The sequence below is a fragment of the Microbacterium sp. NPDC087592 genome (assembly GCF_044743585.1).
Lineage (GTDB): Bacteria > Actinomycetota > Actinomycetes > Actinomycetales > Microbacteriaceae > Microbacterium.
Genome location: NZ_JBIUWT010000001.1, coordinates 2,504,380 through 2,523,778 on the forward strand (window position 1 = coordinate 2,504,380; position 19,399 = coordinate 2,523,778).

The window sequence follows — 19,399 nt, forward strand, 5'->3', positions numbered from 1 at the left end:
GGGTCCAGCCTAGGAATCTCGCATCGTGAAGAGAAGCGAAGATTCCTACCGAACCATTAGCATCGCTTATGTGAGGATCGACCCGGAACTCGCAGCCACGCTCGCCGCGATCGTCGACGAGGGCACGCTCGACGCCGCTTCCAGGCGACTGCAGATCACGCCGTCGGCGGTGAGTCAGCGCCTGAAGACGCTGGAGCAGCAACTCGGTCGGATCCTGGTCGTGCGTACGAAGCCCGCGCAGTTGACCGAGGCGGGGGAGGCCGTCGTCCGCCTGGCCCGCCAGATAGCTCTGCTCGAGCACGACGCGCTCCTCGGCGTGGGGATCGACGAGGTCGCGGAGAGCCGGCGGATCAGCATCCCGCTCGCCGTGAACGCCGATTCGATGGCGACGTGGTTCCTCGCGCCCCTCTCCCGGCTCGCGGCCGGCCACGACATCGACTTCGATCTGCACCGCGACGACCAGAACTTCACCGCCCGGCTCCTGGAATCCGGCACCGTGATGGCCGCGGTCACGAGCGAGGCCGCGCCGGTCGCCGGATGCTCGGTGTCGCCGCTCGGCGTACTCGAATACCGGGCGATGGCGGAACCGGGGTTCGCAGCGCGCTGGTTCGCCGACGGAGTGACGGCGGAGGCCCTGAGGGCCGCACCGTTCGTCGACTTCGACCGGCGGGACACGCTGCAGCACGAGTGGCTCCGAGCGATGTCCGTCAGCGAGGCGGGGGTGCCGCGGCACTACGTTCCGGCGTCCCATGACTATGCGCTCGCCGTCGGGCTCGGGCTCGGGTGGGGGATGGTCCCGCTCCTGCAGGAGTCCTCCGGGCTGATCCCGTTGGGCGGCCCGACGCTTCGGGTCCAGCTCTACTGGCAGCAGTGGAATCTGCGCTCAGAGCTGCTCGACACCATCGCTGCCGAGATCGCCGCCGAGGCACGTCGGGTGCTCGGGGAGACGCCCCTCACTCCGAAGCGATCGCGTCCGGGCTCGCGCCCGAAGCGAGGGCGTGCAGCAGGCGGGTGAGGCTCCCGATGTCGGCGAGGCTCCAGTCCTCGAGCGTGCGGAGCAGCCGGCCTTCCTGAGGGAGCCGCGCGGCTGCGAGGCGCTCTTCCCCCAGGGGCGTGAGCTGCAGCAGGAAGGAGCGCCCGTCGGCGGGATCGGTCGAGCGTTCGACGAGATCGAGCTCCTCGAGCTCGCGCACCATCCGACTGACCTGCCCCTTGTCCAGCAGCATCCGCTCGGACAGCGACGACACCGTGACGGTCTCGCATCGGGCGATCGTGGTGAAGATCTTGTACGCGCCCGGCAGCAGGCCGGGACTCACGCGGTTCGCGTTCTCCGAGATCACCCGACGGAAGTGCGTGATCAGTTCGCCGAACTCCGCCTCGAGGGCGCGGACTGCAGCGGCCCGCGCCTCGGGGGTGTCGGAGAGGTGATCAACGTCCGGCATCGGCGGCCGTATCGTCGTGTGCGTCGCGTGTGCGACCGGCCACGGTGACGGTGCCGGTCGTCGGCGCGCCGGAGAGTGCCGTCACGTCGGCGATCGCGACGTCGGCCGCGTCGTCGACCGGGGTACTGCCGTCGTCTGCCGGCGAGTCCGCCTTCGCCGCATCCGCCTGTGCCCGTTCGGTGGTCGTCATCGTGGTGAGCGGACGGTTCGGCAGGAACAGGATCGCGATGAGGCTGATCACCGCGAGCGGGATGCCGATCACGAACGCGTGCGAGATGGCCTGCGCGTAGAAGTCCTCGATGATCGAGCGCACCGGCTCCGGAAGCAGCCGGACCTCGGGCAGCGTTCCGCTGGAGAGCTGCGCGGCGACATCGGCGCCCTTGTCGCCGAGCTGGGCGATCGCCGCCCCGATGCGCTCCTTGCCGTCGCTGAACAGGCTGGTGAGACTGTTCGCCAGTACGGCGCCCATGACCGAGACCCCGACCGTGCCGCCGAGGCTGCGGAAGAACGTCACGCCCGAACTCGCGACACCCATCTCACTCGGCTTCGCGACGTTCTGCACGATGAGGACGAGGTTCTGCATGGTCATGCCGACGCCGGCGCCCATCACGAACATGTAGATCGAGACGAGGGCGAAGTTCGTGTCGTAGTGCAGCGTCGACAGCATGACGGAACCGGCGATCAGCAGCACGGAGCCGAGGATCAGATAGCCCTTCCACTTGCCGAAGCGGGTCACGAGCTGGCCGATGACCATCGACGAGATCAGGAGCCCCGCCATCATCGGCAGGGTCATGAGGCCGGCCTCGGTCGGCGTTGCGCCACGGGAGAGCTGCATGTACTGCGCGAGGTACACCGAGGTGCCGAACATCGCGACGCCGATCGAGATCGATGCCAGCACCGACAGGGTGAACGTGCGACCGCGGAAGAGCGTGAGCGGGATGAGGGGCTCGCGGACCTTGAGCTCGACGATGATGAAGGCGATGGCCGAGACGATTGCGCCGCCGACCATGAGCACGGTCTCGGTGCTCCACCAGTCGAACGTCGAGCCGGCGTTCGTGATCCAGATGAGGATCAGCGACACCGCGGCCGAGAGCAGCACGATGCCGACGTAGTCGATCGACACCTTGCGGGTGCGCTCGGTGCTGATATGCAGCGTCTTCTGCAGGATGATCAGCGCGGCCACGGCGAAGGGGAGCGCGACGAAGAAGTTCCAGCGCCAGTTCGCGACATCGGTGATCCAACCGCCGAGGAGCGGGCCGCCGACGGTGGCGACGGCCATCACGGCGCCGAACAGCCCCATGTACCGGCCGCGCTCGCGCGGGCTGATGATGTCGGCCATGATGACCTGGCTGAGGGCGGCGAGCCCGCCACCGCCGATGCCCTGGATGGCGCGGAAGGCGATGAGGGTGTTGGTGTCCTGCGCGAATCCGGCCGCCGCAGTCGCTCCGACGAAGATGACGATCGCGATCTGGATCAGGAGCTTGCGGTTGAAGAGGTCGGCGAGCTTGCCCCAGATCGGCGTGGAGATCGCTGTCGTCAGGAGGGTCGCGGTGATGACCCAGGTGTATGCGGCCTGGTCGCCGCCGAGGTCATGGACGATGACCGGCATCGAGGTGGAGACCACCGTGGTGGCGATCATCGAGACGAACATGCCGAGGAGGAGCCCGGTGAGGGCTTCGAGCACCTGGCGATGCGTCATCTTGACGGGGGAGTCCGTGGTCATGCGAGACCTTTCGCGGTCGGAAGGACAGATGCTGCGACAGCTCTGGCGCGCGCAAGATGGTTGAACTGCGTCAACTATATGGGAATCGTTGATCTACGTCAACCATTGTGGTGGGAAATGCGGTGCGCGCGATGTGCTTCGGACGTGCGCGAAATCGCCTTGTTCTGGGGGAAGGCGTCAGTGAGGATGAGGGCACGGCGGGGATGCGGGGCCTCTGCGAGGCGGTCGTTCTCAGGCATTCACGCGATCGCCTGATTCCTGAGGGGGACTCCGATGGCTACCAAAGACACGCAGCGCAAGGTTCTCGCCGTCCTGGCGGGCGGACTCGTCCTCGGGGTGGGGGTGGCCGTCACACTCGCCGCGTGGAACGACTCCGAGTTCGCGAACGGCACCTTCACCGCCGGATCCTTCACGTTCACGGGCTCCACCGACGGAACGACGTTCAGCGAGCACGCGACCGACGACGCGGCAGCTTCGCTGACCTTCGAGCTCAACCCGACGAACCTCAGCCCGGGCGACGTGGTGTACGCGCCGTACGCCCTGCGTCTCGGCGGCACCTACGACGCCACGCTCGACGCCGTCGCTCCCGTCGGGGCAGGCGACTTCGTCACCGCGGGCAAGCTGACCTACGACGTCGTGTCGACGGGGACGACCTTCGGCTGCGACGAGACCGCGTTCGCCGCGGGAACCGCGGTGCCTGCGACGATGACGCCGGGCACGGACGTCAACCTGTGCATCCAGGTCACCGCCGCCTCCGGTGCCGGCGGGATCGAGCAGGGCGACACGGGAACCGTCACATGGCAGTGGAACGCGACCTCGGTGCAGCCGTAGCGCCCACCCGCCGCTCGTTGCGCGCGTCCGTTCGCCCGCGGCCCTCGCGTGCATTTCGGCGCGTGCGGGCCCTGCTCGCCGGCGGGCTGGTGCTCGGCGTCGGCGCGACGATGACGATCGCGGCGTGGACCGACCAGGAACTCGCGACGAGCACGGTCAGCGCCGGGAGCTTCTCGATCGTGTCACGGTCCGATCAGGGGGCATTCGCGTCGCACGGACCCACCGAGACCGTGCTCACCGTGCCTCTCGACGCGACGGGCCTCTACCCCGGGGTGAAGAAGGCGGCGTATGTGCAGGTGCAGGCGTCGGGCACCCTGGGTGGCACGGTCAACCTCACCGCCGTCGCTGTGACGAACAACGCGGGCACGGCGCCGACCGGAGCGGACCTCGCGCTGCAGAACGCGATCAGGGTCAACATCGCCGTGGTCGCTGCACCCGCCAACTGCACGACGACGGCGACCGCGACGGCCGCTCTGACCGCGGTTCCCGCGCTTCCCGCGCAGACACTCACCGTGACCCCGCTCAACACGATCACGTATTGCATCGTGCTCGAGCTGCCCTCAGATGCGACCGGAACGGCGCAGGGCGGCACCGTGAAACCGACCTGGACCTTCACCGGAAGCACGAGCTGAGAGACGACATGGCCACCATCGCACGGGGCGCCCGCGCAGTGGGACGCGGAGTGCGCGAGGTGCTGCTCACTCTGGCAGCCATCGGCGGTGTGATCTGCATCGTGCTCGTGATCATGGCCTTCACCGGTGGCTATTCGCTCATCATGTTCAAGACCGGGTCGATGGCGCCGACCATCCCTGCTGGATCCGTCGCCCTCGTGCAGGAGATACCCGCCTCCGACATCGCGGTCGGTGACGTCGTGACGGTGGATCGGGATGCGGCCCTGCCGATCACGCACCGTGTCACCGGGGTCGAGCCGGCGGGTGCGGGCGACATGCGCACCCTCACCATGAAGGGTGACGCGAACGACGTCGAGGATCCGGCGCCGTACATCGTGTCCGACGTCCGCATCGTCCGCGGCTCGGTGCCCGCCCTCGCGAATGTCATCGTCTGGTTCGGCAGCCCGTGGGTGCTCGGCGGGGTCACGCTCGGTGCATCGCTGCTGGTCGTGTGGGCGTTCTGGCCGCGGAGGGAGCGCGTGGCGCCGGAGGAATCCTCCGACGATGTCGAGGGTCCAGCGGCTCCGGACGCGCTGGTCGCGGCGGGGGCCAGACGGAGGGATCGGCGCCCATGAGACGCCTGAGCGTCGGAGTCGTCGTGCTCTTCATGCTGCTCGGCTCGGCGGCCCCTGCGTGGGCGTCGCCGACGACGGAGATCATCCAGGGGCGCATCCTGCGGCTCGTCTCGGTGGCGGACTGGGAAGCCGCCGGATCGCTGCTCCCCGGGCAGCAGGTGCGATGGGATGTCGCCGTCAGTGCTGTGGCACCGGATCCGGGGGTCGTGACGATAGCCCTGAGTGCCACCGGCGAAGCGCCGCTGGTCCTCGACGTGTCCATCTGTCTGCGCGCCTGGGAGGGGAGCGCATGCCCCGGCGGTGCCGTTATCGTGCGCTCGGCATGGCAGGTGCCGCGCGACGGCGGCGAGGTGCGGCTCGGCGAGGTCACCGACACCGACGTCGCGCACGTCCGGCTCTCCATCGGGCTCGGCGAAGAGGCGGCGGGCTCGACGACTCTCCGCCTCCATGCCAGCGGCATCGGTGAAGACGTGATCGTCGGTCCCGGTGGAGGCCTGGCAGCGACCGGTCCGACGCCGCTGCCGCCGTGGGTGCTCGCCGGTGCAGCGGCGCTGGTCGTCGTCGGTGTCCTGCTCGTCGCTCGTCGTCGTGCCGTGGCGATCGGTGTCGAGCCGCGTGAACCCGGCGGTGTCCGATGAGTCCCGAGAAGCGTCTGCGGTCGGCGGGCGCCGTGCTCGGAATCTCGCTGCTGATCGGGGTCGGCCTCGCCCCGACCGTCCCGTCGACCGAGGCGGCGTGGACCGATGCCGAGCAGGCGACCGCGACCGGAACCTCGATCAACGTCCCGGAACCCATCGCCTCCGCATCTCCCGGCTGCGTGGCGAGTAGCGGACTGCTGGGCGCCAACCCGAAGGTGACCATCTCCTGGCGGGCGCCGGCCGCCGCGACGGGGTACGACCTGACGAAAGCCGAGTTCGGGCAGATCGTCAATCAGGGCCTCCTCGAGCCGATCCTGAGCAATCTCCTCGGGAACGTCCAGACGACGGGATCCGCGGCTGCCTACGTCACCGTCATCGACGGGGGCCTGCTCACGGGGCTTCTGGGGGCGACGAAGACCTTCGGCATCCGCTTCACCGGGCCGGGCGGGTGGAAGTCCGACTGGCTCGTGGCGAACGCGACCATGGGACTGCTCGGCGCGAACCCGCAGTGCACGATGGGCACCGCAGCCAGCTACTAGGTCGAAGCCGAGACGTCAGTCGGCGAGTGCCAGTGCGCGGAACGCGTCGCGTTCGCGGAGCTGCTCGCGGCGGCTGGCTGCGGCATCCTCCGGAGTGAGGCTCGGGACCTGCCGGCCGGTGGTGCGTCGGTAGAGCTCGTCGATGAGGTCGGTGGCGAGGCCGACCAGCTTGGCGATCTCGCGGTCGTCGCGGTCGATCCATACACAGCGCGGCTCGTCGTGGATCGGGGAGAAGTCGACGTGCTCCTCCCAGACGAACAATGTCCGCTCGGCGCCGAGGACGTGCTGCTGCCACCAGATCTGGCGGAGGTAGGTGCGCGGGATGCCGCGGAACGCCTTGTTGGTCGTCTTGATCTCGGCGAGCTTCACTCGCCCCTCGGCGTCGACCGCGATGCCGTCGGGCGTGGCCAGGTGCCGGTGCTCGACCTCGGCGCGGAACAGGGCAGAAGAGGGGAGGATGCCGTGGGTCGCTGCCACCCACGCCGCGATCTCGGGCTCCCGCCGCCGGCCGTGATCGGTGTAGGCGTTGCCGCCGAAGCGGGGGCCTCCGCCGAGCTTGGAGTCCGCCGCGCGAGCGATCGACTTCTCGGAGGTGAGTCCGGCGACGTCGGTGGCGGTGATCCCCCGGGAGCGTGCGCGCATCCACGCCACGCGGTCGCGAGAATCCGCGACGATGCGGGCGGCGAGTTCGGGGGTCACCCTTCGACCCTAACCCCGCCCGCCGACCCTCCCTCGCACACACGCCGCCCTCCCGCCTCCGCATCCCCGGCCCTCCCCTTCCGCCGAGTGCACGGCTTGATGCCGAGCGCACGGCCCGTTCGCGCGTGTAGCCCGTGCGCTCGGCAGCATCCGGTGCACTCGCGGTGTGGCACTCGTCCTGCACAACGACCCGGGGGCAGTAAGAAGAGGGGAGAGGGTGGGGAGAAGGGACGTGTAGACGGCGGAGGGCAGAACTATGAGGCATGCCGATGACAACTGTGCCTGTCCTCACCCAGCTCGTCCGATCGCGGGCAGATCTCTTTCTGAACGGGTGGACGGATCGGAGGATCGCCGCCGCGCTGCAGAGCGGAGTGCTCTTCAGCATCCGGCGAGGGTGGTTCATGGACGCCGCCGATCGGGAGTCTCTGCGGCCGGAACAGCGGCACCACGCGCACGTCATCGCTGTGGCCCGAGATGCGAGCGGTTCCGCGGTCATGTCCCATGCGTCGGCGGCCGTGCTGTGGGGACTGCCGCTGTACGCGATGCGCCTCGCCCGTGTCCATATGACCACTCCGTCGCCGCGGAGGATCTCGAGTGCGCCGGACGTGTTCCGTCATGTCGCGCCGCTCCCGATCTCCGACGTCACAGTGCGCAGCGGCATCCGGTGCACCACCTTGTCGCGCACGGTGTTCGATCTCATCCGCGCATTGACGCCGCCCGCGGCCGTGGCACTGGCGGATGCTGCGGAGCGGCAGATGGCGGAGCGGCAGTGGGAGTGGGACATGGATGCCGTCCTCTCCTGGCGGCGTGAACTTGCAACCAGGTTGACCGCTGCCGGGGGAGCGCGGGGGATCCGTCAGGCGCGGTGGGTCGCGGACTTCGCCGACGGGCGGGCGCAGCTTCCCGGTGAGAGTGTGAGCCGGTTGCATCTGCACAGACTCGGCTTCGCCGCCCCGGACCTGCAGGTGCCGGTGGACGGGCCCGGCGGCACTCGCTACTTCGTCGACTTCGGGCTCGCCGATGTCCGCAGTTTCGGAGAGTTCGACGGCAAGACGAAATACCTCGACGAGGCTCTGCGCTCGGGGCGCACGCTCGAGCAGGTCCTGCTCGCGGAGAAGCAGCGTGAGGACTGGATCCGGGGTCGGACGCAGTGGCGCTTCGCCCGATGGGGGTCGGAGCACATCGGGTCGCCCGCCGCCCTCGCCGCGCGCCTCGCCACCTTCCACATCAGTCCTCCCTGACCCTCGCCGCCCCATCGAGACGCCGAGTGCACGGCTTGCCGCCGAGCGCACCGCGTATTCACGGCAACAACCCGTGCATTCGTCAACAACCCGTGCACTCGGCGAAGAGGGAGGGAGAGGAGGGGGGAGAGGAGGGGGGATTTGGGGGAGAGGAGCGGGTGAGGTAGAGTAGTGGCAACCGAAGACCGCTGGTCATCAGGCGTGCGCAATCACGCAGGATCGAAGCTCTGCACAGCAGGGGCCCGCGCAGGACACGAACTTCTCAAAGCTCCGTGCGCTTGCGCCGGAGCTTTTTTCTGTGCAGGTGGTCCAGGTCGGCGCCCCACCACCGTGCGGCGCCTCGTACACACCAAGGAGTGACCATGGCGCAGAAGGATGCATCGGTCGCCGAGCTCACGAAGTCATTCGAGAACTCGAACGCCGTCCTGCTGACCGAGTACCGCGGTCTGACGGTTGCCCAGCTCAAGGAGCTGCGCAACAGCATCCGTCAGGACGCTGAGTACGCCGTGGTGAAGAACACGCTGACCAAGATCGCCGCCAACAAGGCTGGCATCTCCGCGCTGGACGACGACCTCAAGGGTCCGTCGGCTGTCGCGTTCGTGCACGGTGACTTCGTCGCCACCGCCAAGGCTCTGCGTGACTTCGCCAAGGCCAACCCGCTTCTCGTGATCAAGTCCGGCATCTTCGAGGGCAACGCCCTCACCGCGGACGAGGTCAACAAGTACGCCGCGCTCGAGAGCCGTGAGGTTCTGCTGGCGAAGGCTGCGGGCATGATGAAGGCGACGATGGGCAAGGCTGCCGCCACCATCGATGCTCTTCGCGAAAAGCTGGAGACCGCAGAGGCCGCGTAAGCGACCTGCGATCTCGTCTACAAACCCCATCTATCTAGGAGATACATCATGGCTAAGCTCACCACTGAGGAGCTGCTCGAGCAGTTCGCCGGCCTGACCCTCGTCGAGCTCAACGACTTCGTCAAGGCGTTCGAGGAGAAGTTCGAGGTCACCGCTGCTGCTCCCGTCGCCGTTGCCGGTGCTGCGGGTGGCGCAGGCGCCGCTGAGGCTGAGGAAGAGAAGGACTCCTTCGACGTCATCCTCGAGGCTGCTGGCGACAAGAAGATCCAGGTCATCAAGACCGTCCGCGAGCTCACCTCGCTGGGTCTCGGCGAGGCCAAGGCTGTCGTCGACGGTGCCCCGAAGGCTGTCCTTGAGGGCGCCAACAAGGAGACCGCCGAGAAGGCCAAGGCTGCTCTCGAAGAGGCAGGCGCCACGGTTACCCTCAAGTAATCGCGACGCTCACGCGTTTCTGATCGAAGGCCCCGGGTTCGCCCGGGGCCTTCGTGCGTCTCCGGCGCTTTCCGAGCAGGTCAGCGCGGCGGAGCGGTGGAGTTGCGCACCACGAGGGCGGATGCCGCCGCCACATGTTCGAGCGGAGCATCCGGCCTGTCGATCCGCTGCATGAGGAGGCGCACGGCCTCGTGTCCCTGTTCGCGGGGCGATTGCCCGATCGTGGTCAGGGCGAACATGTCGGCGTGCTGATGGTCATCGATGCCGACGACGCTGAGTTCGGTCGGCACCGCGATGCCCAGGCGACGCGCGGCGATGATCGCGCCGATGGCCGCCTCGTCGCACACCCCGACGATCGCGGTCGGGCGGTTCCGACGGTCGCCGAGCAGACCGGCCGTCGCCGCGTAGCCGCCCGGCATTGTGGGAGTGGCGCCCGCGACCCGCGCGTGCTCGGTGAGTCCCGCGGCGCGCAGCGCGCCGCGATAGCCGTCCAGTCGCCGGGCGTCGCCGAGGCTCAGCGCTTTCCCGTCGGACGCGCCGCCGACGAAGGCGATATCGGTGTGACCGAGTTCGATGAGATGCTCGGTGGCGATGCGGGCTGCGGCGGCGTCGTCGATGGAGACGGCAGTGGATCCTTCGCTGTATGGACCCACGCTCACCAGCGGACGCCCGGTGAGCTGCAGGCGTTCGAGCTCGAGGGCGCTGGGCTGGATGTCCACGGCGACGATGCCGTCGAATCGTCGCCCGGGAAGCACGCTCTCGAACAGCCGATCTCGCATCTGCGAACCTTCGGGCACGCCGTAGAGCGCGAGGTCGTAGTCGAGCGTCAACAGAGATTCCTGGATGCCCGCCAGCAGTTCGGCGAAGAACCAGCGGTCCACGGGCGGCATCACGACGCCGACGGTCTGCGTCCGACCGGTGGCCAGGCTCGTCGCGGAGGAGTGCGCGACATACGACAGCTCGCGCGCCGCATCCGTGACGCGGGCACGGGTGTCCTCCGAGACATAACCGCGCCCGCTCAGCGCACGGCTCGCGGTGGCCTTCGACACCCCGGCGCGCGCAGCGACGTCCGCGATCGTGCTCATCGGTCCTCCTCGACCTGATCACGCGGTTGCGTGGGTGGCGGCGCGGTCGCCGCGCCGGGTGACAGCGTAGTCCTCGACGCGCTCAAAAGGAACCGGTTCCACACTGTGCGCGAGGGAGCGCTCCCATCGACGGCGTCGATCTGAGTCGAATGGTTGTGAGCTTGTGACCCTTCCGTGTTGTGCCGGGATATCGATCGCCAGTAGGTTGGCCTGGAATCGGTTCCCTACCGGTGCCGCGGGGTGGCATCGCATCAGGTGGGACCCTGTACTCGAAGAGGAGAATTCACATGGCTCTGTCACAGCGTTCCCGGCGTTACGCGCCGCTCGCCCTGCTGGGGGTCGCGGGCATCGCGCTCGCCGGATGCGGGGCTCCCGGTGGGACCTCCGGAGGCGGCGGTGGTGGCGGCGGAGACAACACCGTCACGATCTACGGCACGATCGTCGAGGGCGAAGCAGAACTCCTCGCGGAATCCTGGGCGGATTTCGAGAAGGAGAACGACATCGAGATCAAATACGAGGGCAGCCAGGACTTCGAGACGCAGCTCGGCACCCGCGCACAGGGCGGCAACCCGCCCGACATCGCGATCTTCCCGCAGCCCGGCCTGTTCGCGGACTACGCGTCGCGTGACCTGCTGAAGCCGGCTCCGGAGGCGGTCAAGAAGAACGCCGAGGAGTACTGGACGCAGGGCTGGGTCGACTTCGGCACCTACGACGGCACGTTCTACGGCGCACCGCTGATGGCGAGCGTCAAGGGGTGGGTCTGGTACTCGCCGACCAAGTTCGCCGAGTGGGGTGTCGAGGAGCCGACCAGCTGGGACGAGCTGCTGACGCTGACGCAGACCATCAAGGACAAGAGCGGTGCCGCCCCGTGGTGCGCCGGCTTCGAGTCGGGCGTCGCGACCGGCTGGCCGGGCACCGACTGGATCGAAGACCTCGTGCTCCGCAACGCGGGTCCCGACGTCTATGACCAGTGGGTCAAGAACGAGATCCCCTTCACCGATCCGCAGATCAAGGAGGCGTTCGACGCCACCGGTGAGATCCTGCTGAACCCGGAGTACGTCAACGCCGGCTTCGGCGACGTGCGTTCGATCAACTCCACCGCGTTCGGTGACGTGGCCGCGAAGGTCGCGAGCGGCGAGTGTGGGCTGACCCACCAGGCCTCGTTCCTGTCGGGCTTCTACCCCGAGGGCACGAACTTCGCCGAGGACGGCGATGTCTGGGCGTTCCTGACGCCGAGCCCGAACCCGGACGAGACTCTCATCACCGGTGGTGGCGAGATCGTCGGCGCGTTCAGCGACTCGGAGGCGACGCAGAAGGTGCTCGAGTACCTGTCCAGCCCCGAGTGGGCCAACAGCCGTCTCGCCCTGGGTGGCGTGACGTCGGCCAACAAGGGTGTCGACCTCGACGTGGTCGAGGACCCGATCCTGCAGGAGTCGATCAAGCTCCTCCAGGACGACTCGGTGACGTTCCGCTTCGACGGTTCGGACCAGATGCCCGGTGCTGTCGGCTCCGGAACCTTCTGGAAGGGCATGGTCGCCTGGATCAACGGGACCTCCACCGATGAGGTGCTGACCCAGATCGAGACCGGCTGGCCTTCCAGCTGATCGGATGAGGAGGGCCGCCCCGCGGGGCGGCCCTCCTTCTCACACCCGGTCCGCGCATCGCCGCGCCGACCGCTGATCAGCTCCGTCTCATGAAGGGGAATCCATGAACGCGACTGTGTTCTTCCAATGGATCGGGACACTCCCGCCGATCCTCCAGGCGCTCGCCGTGGTCATCGCGTTCGCGGTGGTCGTGGTGGTGATCCTGCTGCTCGTCGACATCGCCCCGCGCAAGGGCGCTCTCTACACCGGCATCCGCCTCGCGATGTGCCTGCTCATCCCGCTCGCGGTGATGTGGTTCTTCAACTCCTATTACTGGGCGATGGGAGTCGCGGTCGCCGTCGGTGCACTGTTCTTCTTCCTGGACTACCGGTCCCGCGACGGCGCGGGCTACCTGATCCAGCTCGTGGCCTTCATGGCTCCGGCGATGCTGCTGCTCCTCGCCGGCCTCATCCTGCCGTCGATCCAGACCGTCTATGCGTCGTTCTGGAACTCGACCGGCAGCGACTTCGTCGGGTTTGCCAACTATCTCTGGATCTTCACGCAGTCGGACGGCGTGACCTCGGTGATCAACACGATCGTGTGGGTGCTGCTCGTCCCGACGCTCTCCACGATGATCGGCCTCGGGTACGCGGTGTTCATCGATCGGACCCGCGGCGAGAAGATCTACAAGTTGCTGGTGTTCATGCCGATGGCGATCTCGTTCGTCGGTGCCAGCATCATCTGGCGCTTCGTGTACGCCTACCGTGGCCCGGAGTTCGAGCAGATCGGTCTGCTCAACCAGATCCTGGTCTGGTTCGGCGGCGAGCCGCAGCAGTTCCTGCTGAACAGTCCGTGGAACAACCTGGCGCTCATCGTGGTGCTGATCTGGGTGCAGACCGGTTTCGCGATGGTCGTGCTCTCGGCGTCGATCAAGGGCGTGCCGGCTGAGCTGCTGGAAGCGGCGGAACTCGACGGTGCGAACGCCTGGGAGCGTTTCAAGTCGGTGACGATCCCGTCGATCCGTCCGGCGCTCATCGTCGTGCTGACCACGATCTCGATCGCCTCTCTGAAGGTGTTCGACATCGTCCGCACGATGACCGGCGGAAACTACGGCACGTCGGTGCTGGCGAATGAGATGTACACCCAGTTCTCGAAGTTCGAGGCGGGTCGCAGCGCTGCGCTCTCCGTCATCCTGTTCATCCTGGTGCTGCCGATCGTCATCTACAACGCACGCCAGATCAAGAAGCAGCGGGAGATCCGATGACCGACACCGTGAAGACAGACACCGGCGACAGCACGCGGGCCATCACGACCGCGGGCCGGGTCGAGGCTTCGGCCGGTCGCACACGCAAGCGTCTCAGCCGGCCCTGGGCGAGCGTCGCCGCTATCATCATCGCCGTCGTGTGGACCGTTCCGACGCTCGGCCTCTTCATCTCGTCGTTCCGCGACCGGGAAGCGATCGAGACCACCGGTTGGTGGACGGTCTTCACCGACCCGAGGCTGACGCTCGACAACTACGCGGCGGTGCTGCAGTCCGGCACCACGCAGTTGACGATCCTGGAATCCTTCTTCAACTCGATCGTCATCACGATCCCGGCGACGCTCATCCCGCTGATGATCGCGGCGATGGCGGCGTATGCGTTCTCGTGGATCGAGTTCAAGGGTCGCAACGCGCTGTTCATCTTCGTGTTCGCGCTGCAGATCGTTCCCATCCAGATGGCTCTGGTGCCTCTCCTGTCATCGTTCTCCCGAGGGATCAACCTGTTCGGTGTGCAGGTGACGGAGGGGCTCGATGTCGCCGGCGGCTATGCGCAGGTGTGGATCGCCCACACGATGTTCGCGCTGCCGCTCGCGATCTACCTGCTGCACAACTTCATGTCGGAGATCCCCGGCGAGATCATCGAGGCCGCGCGCGTCGACGGCGCGTCCCGCGGACAGATCTTCTTCCGCGTGGTGCTTCCGCTCACGATGCCGGCGATCGCGTCCGTGGCGATCTTCCAGTTCCTCTGGGTCTGGAACGATCTGCTCGTGGCGCTCGTGTTCGCCGACGGTGCCGCCTCTCCGATCACGAAGGTGCTCGCCGAGATCACCGGACGTGGTGAGGGCTGGTACCTGCTCACTGCGGGTGCGTTCGTCTCGATCATCGTCCCGCTCATCGTGTTCTTCGCGCTGCAGCGGTACTTCGTACGCGGCCTGCTGGCGGGGTCGACGAAGGGCTGACGCTTCGGAAGACACAGGGGGCCTTTCGTGACAACGGATGCCGCGGGTGGGCGAAACACAGCCCCGCCCGCGGCATCCGCGCGTCTACCCTGAAGTCATGAAGTACGCAGACTCGATCGTCGACCTCGTCGGCGACACGCCCCTCGTGAAGCTCACTCGCGTCACCGAGGGTGTTGCGTGCACGGTGCTCGTCAAGCTCGAGTATCTGAACCCGGGCGGCTCGTCGAAGGATCGCATCGCCGCGAGGATCATCGACGCCGCCGAGGCATCGGGAGACCTGAAGCCCGGTGGCACGATCGTCGAACCCACCAGCGGCAACACCGGAGTGGGCCTCGCGCTGGTGGCGCAGCAGCGCGGCTACAAGTGCGTGTTCGTGCTTCCCGACAAGGTGGGCGAGGACAAGATCGACGTGCTGCGGGCCTACGGCGCGGAGGTCGTGGTGACGCCCACGTCGGTCGCGCCGGACAGCCCGGAGTCGTACTACAGCGTCAGTGATCGACTCACCCGCGAGATCCCCGGCGCGTTCAAGCCGAACCAGTACGAGAACCCCAACGGTCCGCGCAGCCACTACGAGACCACAGGACCGGAGATCTGGCGCGACACCGAGGGGCAGGTCACGCACTTCGTGGCCGGCGTCGGCACGGGCGGCACGATCACGGGGACCGGGCGCTACCTCCGCGAGGTGTCGGAGGGGCAGGTGCGCATCGTCGGCGTCGATCCCGAGGGCAGCGTCTATAGCGGCGGCACCGGTCGTCCCTACCTCGTCGAAGGCGTCGGGGAGGACATCTGGCCCGGTGCCTACGATCCGACCGTCCCGCACGAGATCGTGGCGGTGGGCGACGCGGACTCGTTCGCGATGACGAGGCGGCTCGCCCGCGAGGAGGGCATCCTCGTCGGCGGATCGAGCGGCATGGCCGTCGTCGGCGCGCTGAGGGTGGCACGGGATCTGCCTGCGGATGCCGTGATGGTCGTGCTCCTCCCTGACGGCGGCCGCGGCTACCTCGGCAAGATCTTCAACGACGGATGGATGCGCTCCTACGGGTTCAGCGATGTGGAGGAGGGCGAGACCGTCGCAGACGTGCTCACCGCGCGGCCGTCGCGCCAGGGGGAGCGGATCCCCAACCTCGTGCACGCGCATCCGACCGACACGGTTCTCGAGGCCATCGGGATGATGACGCAGTACGACGTCTCGCAGCTGGTCGTCCTCAGCGCCGAACCGCCCGTCATGATGGGAGAGGTCGTCGGCACTGTCGACGAGAAGGGGCTGCTCGACCTGCTGTTCCGCGGCGAGGCGAGCGCGACCGACACGGTCGGAGCGCACGTGGGGGAGCGACTCCCGCTCATCGGCATCCACGCCTCCGTCGCCCAGGCGAAGACGGCGCTCGCCGACGCCGATGCCCTGCTGGTCACGGAAGACGGCAAGCCGCACACGGTGCTGACACGACAGGATCTGCTCGGGTACCTCTCCCGCTGAGCGCTCCGACGGCGGATGACCCCGGGCGTAACGGGAGGGCCTCGGCTGTGGGGGCGGTCGTAGGCTGAGGGCATGTCCGACCACGCCTTCGCCACTCGCGCCATCCATGCAGGACAAGCTCCCGACCCGACGACGGGGGCGATCATCCCGCCGATCTATCAGTCCTCCACACACGTGCAGGACGGCATCGGCGGTTTCCGCGAGGGCTACGAATACAACCGTGCCGGCAACCCCACGCGGTCGTCGCTCGAGACGCAGCTGGCCGCGCTCGAGGGCGGCGCGAGCGCACTCTCCTTCGCCTCGGGTCTTGCTGCGGAGGATGCGCTGCTGCGCGGCATCCTGAAGCCGGGCGATCACGTGCTGCTCGGCAACGACGTGTACGGCGGCACGTATCGACTGCTCACCAAGGTGCTCTCACCATGGGGCATCGACACGACGACGGTCGAGCTCTCGGATGTGGATGTGCTCCGGGCCGCGATCCGCCCCGAGACGAAGATCGTGTGGCTCGAGACGCCGAGCAACCCGCTGCTGAAGATCGTCGACATCGCCCTGATCGCCGAGATCGCGCACGAGTCCGGTGCGATCGTGGTCGTGGACAACACCTTCGCCTCGCCCGCGCTGCAGCAGCCCCTCGCGCTCGGCGCCGACCTGGTCGTGCACTCCACGACGAAGTACCTCGGCGGCCACTCGGACGTGCTCGGGGGCGCCGTCGTGTTCGGCGACGACCGTTTCTTCGATCAGGTGAAGTTCCAGCAGTTCGCGGTCGGTGCCGTCTCCGCGCCCCTGGACGCCTGGCTCACCACGCGGGGTATCAAGACGCTGGCGCTGCGGATGCGGCAGCACTCCGAGAACGCGCAGGCGATCGCCGAGTGGGCGGCGGCGCGCCCCGAGTTCGCGCAGGTGTACTACCCCGGACTCGCCTCGCACCCCGGTCACGAGATCGCCGCGAAGCAGATGAGCCGCTTCGGCGGGATGCTCTCGCTCGGGCTCGCCGCGGGCGCTGACGCCGCACGGGCCTTCGCCGAGAGCACCTCGCTGTTCCAGCTGGCCGAGTCGCTGGGCGGCGTGGAATGCCTCATCGGGTACCCGCCGGACATGACGCACGCGTCGGTGCGCGGCACCGAGCTCGCCGTCCCCGAGAACGTCGTGCGACTCTCGGTCGGGATCGAGGACATCGGCGACCTGCTCGCCGACCTCGAGCAGGGTCTGGAGCGCATCGCGCGCTGACCTCCCGCCCGGAGCCATCGCGGGGGTGGGGTCGGGTCGGCGGTAGCATGGGTTCTTTCCCCTGGCGAATCGATTCGACCACGCACCCCGAACTCTGGAAGGACGTCGTGTCCGACGCTCCCCGCACTGACTCCATCTCCACCTCGCGACCCGATGCATCGGAGGCTGCTCCGGCCGCAGAGCCCGAGCGCACCGCCACCGGCAGCATCCGCATCTCCACCGCGACCGGCGCCATCCGCACCCTCGGCGCCAACCCGGCGACAGCGCCCATCATGCTGCACCCGGGGGATGCGATCTCCCTCGGCCGTCGGACGCTGTACATCATCCTGCTCGGCGCGCTCACGGCGCTCGGGCCGTTCACGATCGACCTCTACCTCCCTGCCTTCCCGGTGCTGGAAGAGGACTTCCAGACCACGGCCGCGGCGATCCAGCTGACCCTCACCGGCACGATGATCGGCTTCGCCCTCGGGCAGCTCGTCGTCGGTCCGCTCAGCGACAAGGTCGGCCGCCGGGTGCCGCTGATCGCGGTCACCGCCCTGCACGTGTTGGCCAGTGTCGGAGCGGCGTTCGCGCCGGACCTCGGTCTGCTCAGCGCCGCGCGCGTCCTCATGGGCGTAGGAGCCGCGGCCGGTGGCGTGGTGGCCATGGCCATCGTGCGCGACCTGTTCGGGGGCCGCCGCCTGGTCGTCATGCTCTCGCGTCTCGCGCTGGTGTCGGGCGTGGCCCCGGTCATCGCGCCCCTGATCGGCTCGTGGCTGCTGACTCTCATGCCCTGGCGGGGGATCTTCGTCGTCCTCGCCGCCTACGGCATCGTGATGCTGGCCTCGGCGATCCTGTTCATCCCGGAGACGCTGCCCGTCGCCCGCCGACAGGATCGCGGTGGCGCGACGATGCTGCAGCGCTATCGCTCGGTGCTCTCGGATCGGGTCTTCCTCGGTGTGCTGGTGATCGGTGGCATGACCTTCTCGGGGCTGTTCTCCTACCTCTCGGCTTCGCCGTTCCTGTTCCAGGTCACGCACGGACTCGATGCGCAGCAATACGGCCTGCTCTTCGCCGTGAACTCGCTCGGCGTCGTCGCGGGCGTCCAGACCGCGTCTCGTCTCGCCGCCCGGTTCGGACCGCAGTGGGTCATGGCCTACTCCACCGCCGTGCTGCTGCTCGCCGGCGTCGCGATCATCGTCACAGATCAGCTCGGTCTCGGGCTCTGGGGAACGGTCATCCCGCTCTTCGTGTTCATGACCGCCTGCGGTTTCACGTTCCCCAACGTGCAGGTGCTGGCGTTGGACCGCCACGGGAAGGCGGCCGGCACCGCGGCCTCCATCATCGGCGCGACGAACTTCGGTGTCGCCGGGCTCATCTCACCGGTCGTCGGATGGCTCTCCCACGACGCCGGGATCACCGCGACCACCATGGCCTCGGTCATGGTCGGCTGCGCCGCCATCGGCATCCTCTCGCTCTGGTTCGTCGTACGTCCGCGGACCGTCGGGATGCTCAATCCCTGATCGGCAGGGCCTCGTCCCGCAGAATGGGACGATGGACAGGCGGATGCTGCTGTGGTGGGGAGTGGGCCTCCTCGCGCTCGCGACGGTGCTCGGTGCCCTGGTGGTGTTCGTGTATCCGGAGACGCCCGGCTTCGACCACTGGTGGAACGAGACGGTCGCCGGCATCCGGGGTGACTGGCTGCTGCAGTTCGCGCTGGTCATGGACTGGATCGGCGGCGGCTGGGTGGCGATCCTCGGGGTGCCGCTGCTGGCGATCCTCGTGCTCGTGCTCGCACGACGCTGGCGTGGTGCGGTCTTCGCGGCCGTGTGCTTCGCCGCGAGCGCCGGTGCGGTGCAGCTGCTCAAACAGCTCTTCGGAAGAGCGCGCCCGGAAGACATGCTGGTGGTGAGCGACTACGGCTCGTTCCCGTCGGGCCACACCGCGAACGCGGCGACGATCGCGCTCGTGGTCTGGGTGCTGTTCCCGCGGGTCTGGACCGCGATCCTCGGTGTGCTGTGGGTGCTGGCGATGGCGCTCTCGCGCACCTTCCTGTCGGTGCACTGGGCCACCGACACGCTCGGAGGTGCGCTCGTCGGCGCCGGCGTCGTGCTCGTGCTGGCGGCCTGGCTGCTGCCGTGGGTGCAGCAGAAGAAGTCCGAGGTCGAGGCGCCGATAGGCTGAACCGG

The 19,399-nt window shown here is 68.1% G+C and carries 20 protein-coding genes; 16 read left to right on the forward strand and 4 right to left on the reverse strand.

The features are described from left to right. Nucleotides 1-70 precede the first annotated feature (70 nt). Nucleotides 71-1,015, forward strand: a complete 945-nt coding sequence (locus tag ACIOTO_RS12095) for a LysR family transcriptional regulator ArgP (RefSeq protein ID WP_262001300.1) — start codon at nt 71-73, stop codon at nt 1,013-1,015. Here the strand turns inward: ACIOTO_RS12095 and ACIOTO_RS12100 are convergent. Together ACIOTO_RS12100 and ACIOTO_RS12105 are read right to left on the reverse strand one after the other, a co-directional pair. Further along, the gene (locus ACIOTO_RS12100; protein ID WP_105710390.1) at nt 954-1,442 is read right to left on the reverse strand and encodes a MarR family winged helix-turn-helix transcriptional regulator; all 489 of its coding nucleotides are present in this window, start codon (nt 1,440-1,442) and stop codon (nt 954-956) included. The two genes, ACIOTO_RS12095 and ACIOTO_RS12100, sit on opposite strands and share 62 nt — an antisense overlap. Next, the gene (locus ACIOTO_RS12105) at nt 1,429-3,165 is read right to left on the reverse strand and encodes an MDR family MFS transporter (protein ID WP_400857982.1); all 1,737 of its coding nucleotides are present in this window, start codon (nt 3,163-3,165) and stop codon (nt 1,429-1,431) included. The genes ACIOTO_RS12100 and ACIOTO_RS12105 overlap by 14 nt, the downstream gene beginning before the upstream one ends. 273 nt (nt 3,166-3,438) lie before the next feature. On the opposite strand from ACIOTO_RS12105, the gene ACIOTO_RS12110 reads away from it, so the two are divergent. From ACIOTO_RS12110 to ACIOTO_RS12130, 5 genes are all read left to right on the forward strand, one after another. Then, on the forward strand, nt 3,439-3,996 hold the full coding sequence (locus ACIOTO_RS12110; protein ID WP_262001297.1) for a SipW-dependent-type signal peptide-containing protein: 558 nt from the start codon (nt 3,439-3,441) through the stop codon (nt 3,994-3,996). Between the two features lie 62 nt (nt 3,997-4,058). After that, on the forward strand, nt 4,059-4,628 hold the full coding sequence (locus ACIOTO_RS12115; protein ID WP_258134110.1) for a SipW-dependent-type signal peptide-containing protein: 570 nt from the start codon (nt 4,059-4,061) through the stop codon (nt 4,626-4,628). Between the two features lie 8 nt (nt 4,629-4,636). Then, nucleotides 4,637-5,242, forward strand: coding sequence for a signal peptidase I (locus tag ACIOTO_RS12120; protein WP_400857983.1), 606 nt, complete (start codon nt 4,637-4,639; stop codon nt 5,240-5,242). Then, nucleotides 5,239-5,880 carry a hypothetical protein gene (locus tag ACIOTO_RS12125; protein WP_400857984.1) on the forward strand — a complete coding sequence of 214 codons (642 nt, stop codon included), beginning with the start codon at nt 5,239-5,241 and terminating at the stop codon, nt 5,878-5,880. The genes ACIOTO_RS12120 and ACIOTO_RS12125 overlap by 4 nt, the downstream gene beginning before the upstream one ends. Continuing rightward, complete coding sequence (locus tag ACIOTO_RS12130) at nt 5,877-6,419, forward strand: hypothetical protein (protein ID WP_400857985.1); 543 nt, start codon at nt 5,877-5,879, stop codon at nt 6,417-6,419. Before ACIOTO_RS12125 ends, ACIOTO_RS12130 begins: the two co-directional genes overlap by 4 nt. Before the next feature lie 15 nt (nt 6,420-6,434). On the opposite strand, the gene ACIOTO_RS12135 is transcribed toward ACIOTO_RS12130, so the two are convergent. Beyond that, the gene (locus ACIOTO_RS12135) at nt 6,435-7,118 is read right to left on the reverse strand and encodes a YqaJ viral recombinase family protein (RefSeq protein WP_029261004.1); all 684 of its coding nucleotides are present in this window, start codon (nt 7,116-7,118) and stop codon (nt 6,435-6,437) included. A 269-nt stretch (nt 7,119-7,387) separates the two neighbouring features. Here ACIOTO_RS12135 and ACIOTO_RS12140 point away from each other — a divergent pair, with 269 nt between their 5' ends. The 3 genes from ACIOTO_RS12140 to rplL all read left to right on the forward strand — a co-directional run bounded on the left by ACIOTO_RS12140 (nt 7,388) and on the right by rplL (nt 9,642). Next, a complete protein-coding gene (locus ACIOTO_RS12140; protein WP_400857986.1) occupies nt 7,388-8,359 on the forward strand; it encodes a hypothetical protein in 972 nt (323 codons plus the stop codon). 362 nt (nt 8,360-8,721) lie between these two features. Beyond that, the gene (rplJ, locus tag ACIOTO_RS12145; RefSeq protein WP_029261006.1) at nt 8,722-9,210 is read left to right on the forward strand and encodes a 50S ribosomal protein L10; all 489 of its coding nucleotides are present in this window, start codon (nt 8,722-8,724) and stop codon (nt 9,208-9,210) included. A gap of 48 nt (nt 9,211-9,258) precedes the next feature. After that, nucleotides 9,259-9,642: a 50S ribosomal protein L7/L12 gene (rplL, locus tag ACIOTO_RS12150; RefSeq protein WP_029261007.1), complete on the forward strand. Its 384-nt coding sequence runs from the start codon at nt 9,259-9,261 to the stop codon at nt 9,640-9,642. An 80-nt stretch (nt 9,643-9,722) separates the two neighbouring features. Here the strand turns inward: rplL and ACIOTO_RS12155 are convergent, their stop codons facing one another. Next, nucleotides 9,723-10,727: a LacI family DNA-binding transcriptional regulator gene (locus ACIOTO_RS12155; protein ID WP_400857987.1), complete on the reverse strand. Its 1,005-nt coding sequence runs from the start codon at nt 10,725-10,727 to the stop codon at nt 9,723-9,725. 287 nt (nt 10,728-11,014) lie between these two features. On the opposite strand from ACIOTO_RS12155, the gene ACIOTO_RS12160 reads away from it, so the two are divergent. The 7 genes from ACIOTO_RS12160 to ACIOTO_RS12190 all read left to right on the forward strand — a co-directional run bounded on the left by ACIOTO_RS12160 (nt 11,015) and on the right by ACIOTO_RS12190 (nt 19,394). Continuing rightward, nucleotides 11,015-12,331 (forward strand): ABC transporter substrate-binding protein, encoded by a 1,317-nt coding sequence (locus ACIOTO_RS12160; protein WP_105711389.1) that lies wholly within the window; start codon nt 11,015-11,017, stop codon nt 12,329-12,331. Between the two features lie 103 nt (nt 12,332-12,434). Beyond that, on the forward strand, nt 12,435-13,574 hold the full coding sequence (locus tag ACIOTO_RS12165; RefSeq protein ID WP_400857988.1) for a carbohydrate ABC transporter permease: 1,140 nt from the start codon (nt 12,435-12,437) through the stop codon (nt 13,572-13,574). Further along, a complete protein-coding gene (locus tag ACIOTO_RS12170) occupies nt 13,571-14,530 on the forward strand; it encodes a carbohydrate ABC transporter permease (protein ID WP_400857989.1) in 960 nt (319 codons plus the stop codon). Before ACIOTO_RS12165 ends, ACIOTO_RS12170 begins: the two co-directional genes overlap by 4 nt. A 97-nt stretch (nt 14,531-14,627) precedes the next feature. Continuing rightward, nucleotides 14,628-16,004 carry a cystathionine beta-synthase gene (locus tag ACIOTO_RS12175; protein ID WP_400857990.1) on the forward strand — a complete coding sequence of 459 codons (1,377 nt, stop codon included), beginning with the start codon at nt 14,628-14,630 and terminating at the stop codon, nt 16,002-16,004. A gap of 72 nt (nt 16,005-16,076) precedes the next feature. Next, entirely contained in the window at nt 16,077-17,231 is a 1,155-nt protein-coding gene (locus ACIOTO_RS12180; protein ID WP_400857991.1) for a cystathionine gamma-synthase, read from the forward strand. Between the two features lie 107 nt (nt 17,232-17,338). Then, complete coding sequence (locus ACIOTO_RS12185) at nt 17,339-18,733, forward strand: multidrug effflux MFS transporter (protein ID WP_400857992.1); 1,395 nt, start codon at nt 17,339-17,341, stop codon at nt 18,731-18,733. Between the two features lie 31 nt (nt 18,734-18,764). After that, nucleotides 18,765-19,394, forward strand: coding sequence for a phosphatase PAP2 family protein (locus ACIOTO_RS12190; protein WP_036302883.1), 630 nt, complete (start codon nt 18,765-18,767; stop codon nt 19,392-19,394). The last annotated feature ends 5 nt before the right edge of the window (nt 19,395-19,399 follow it).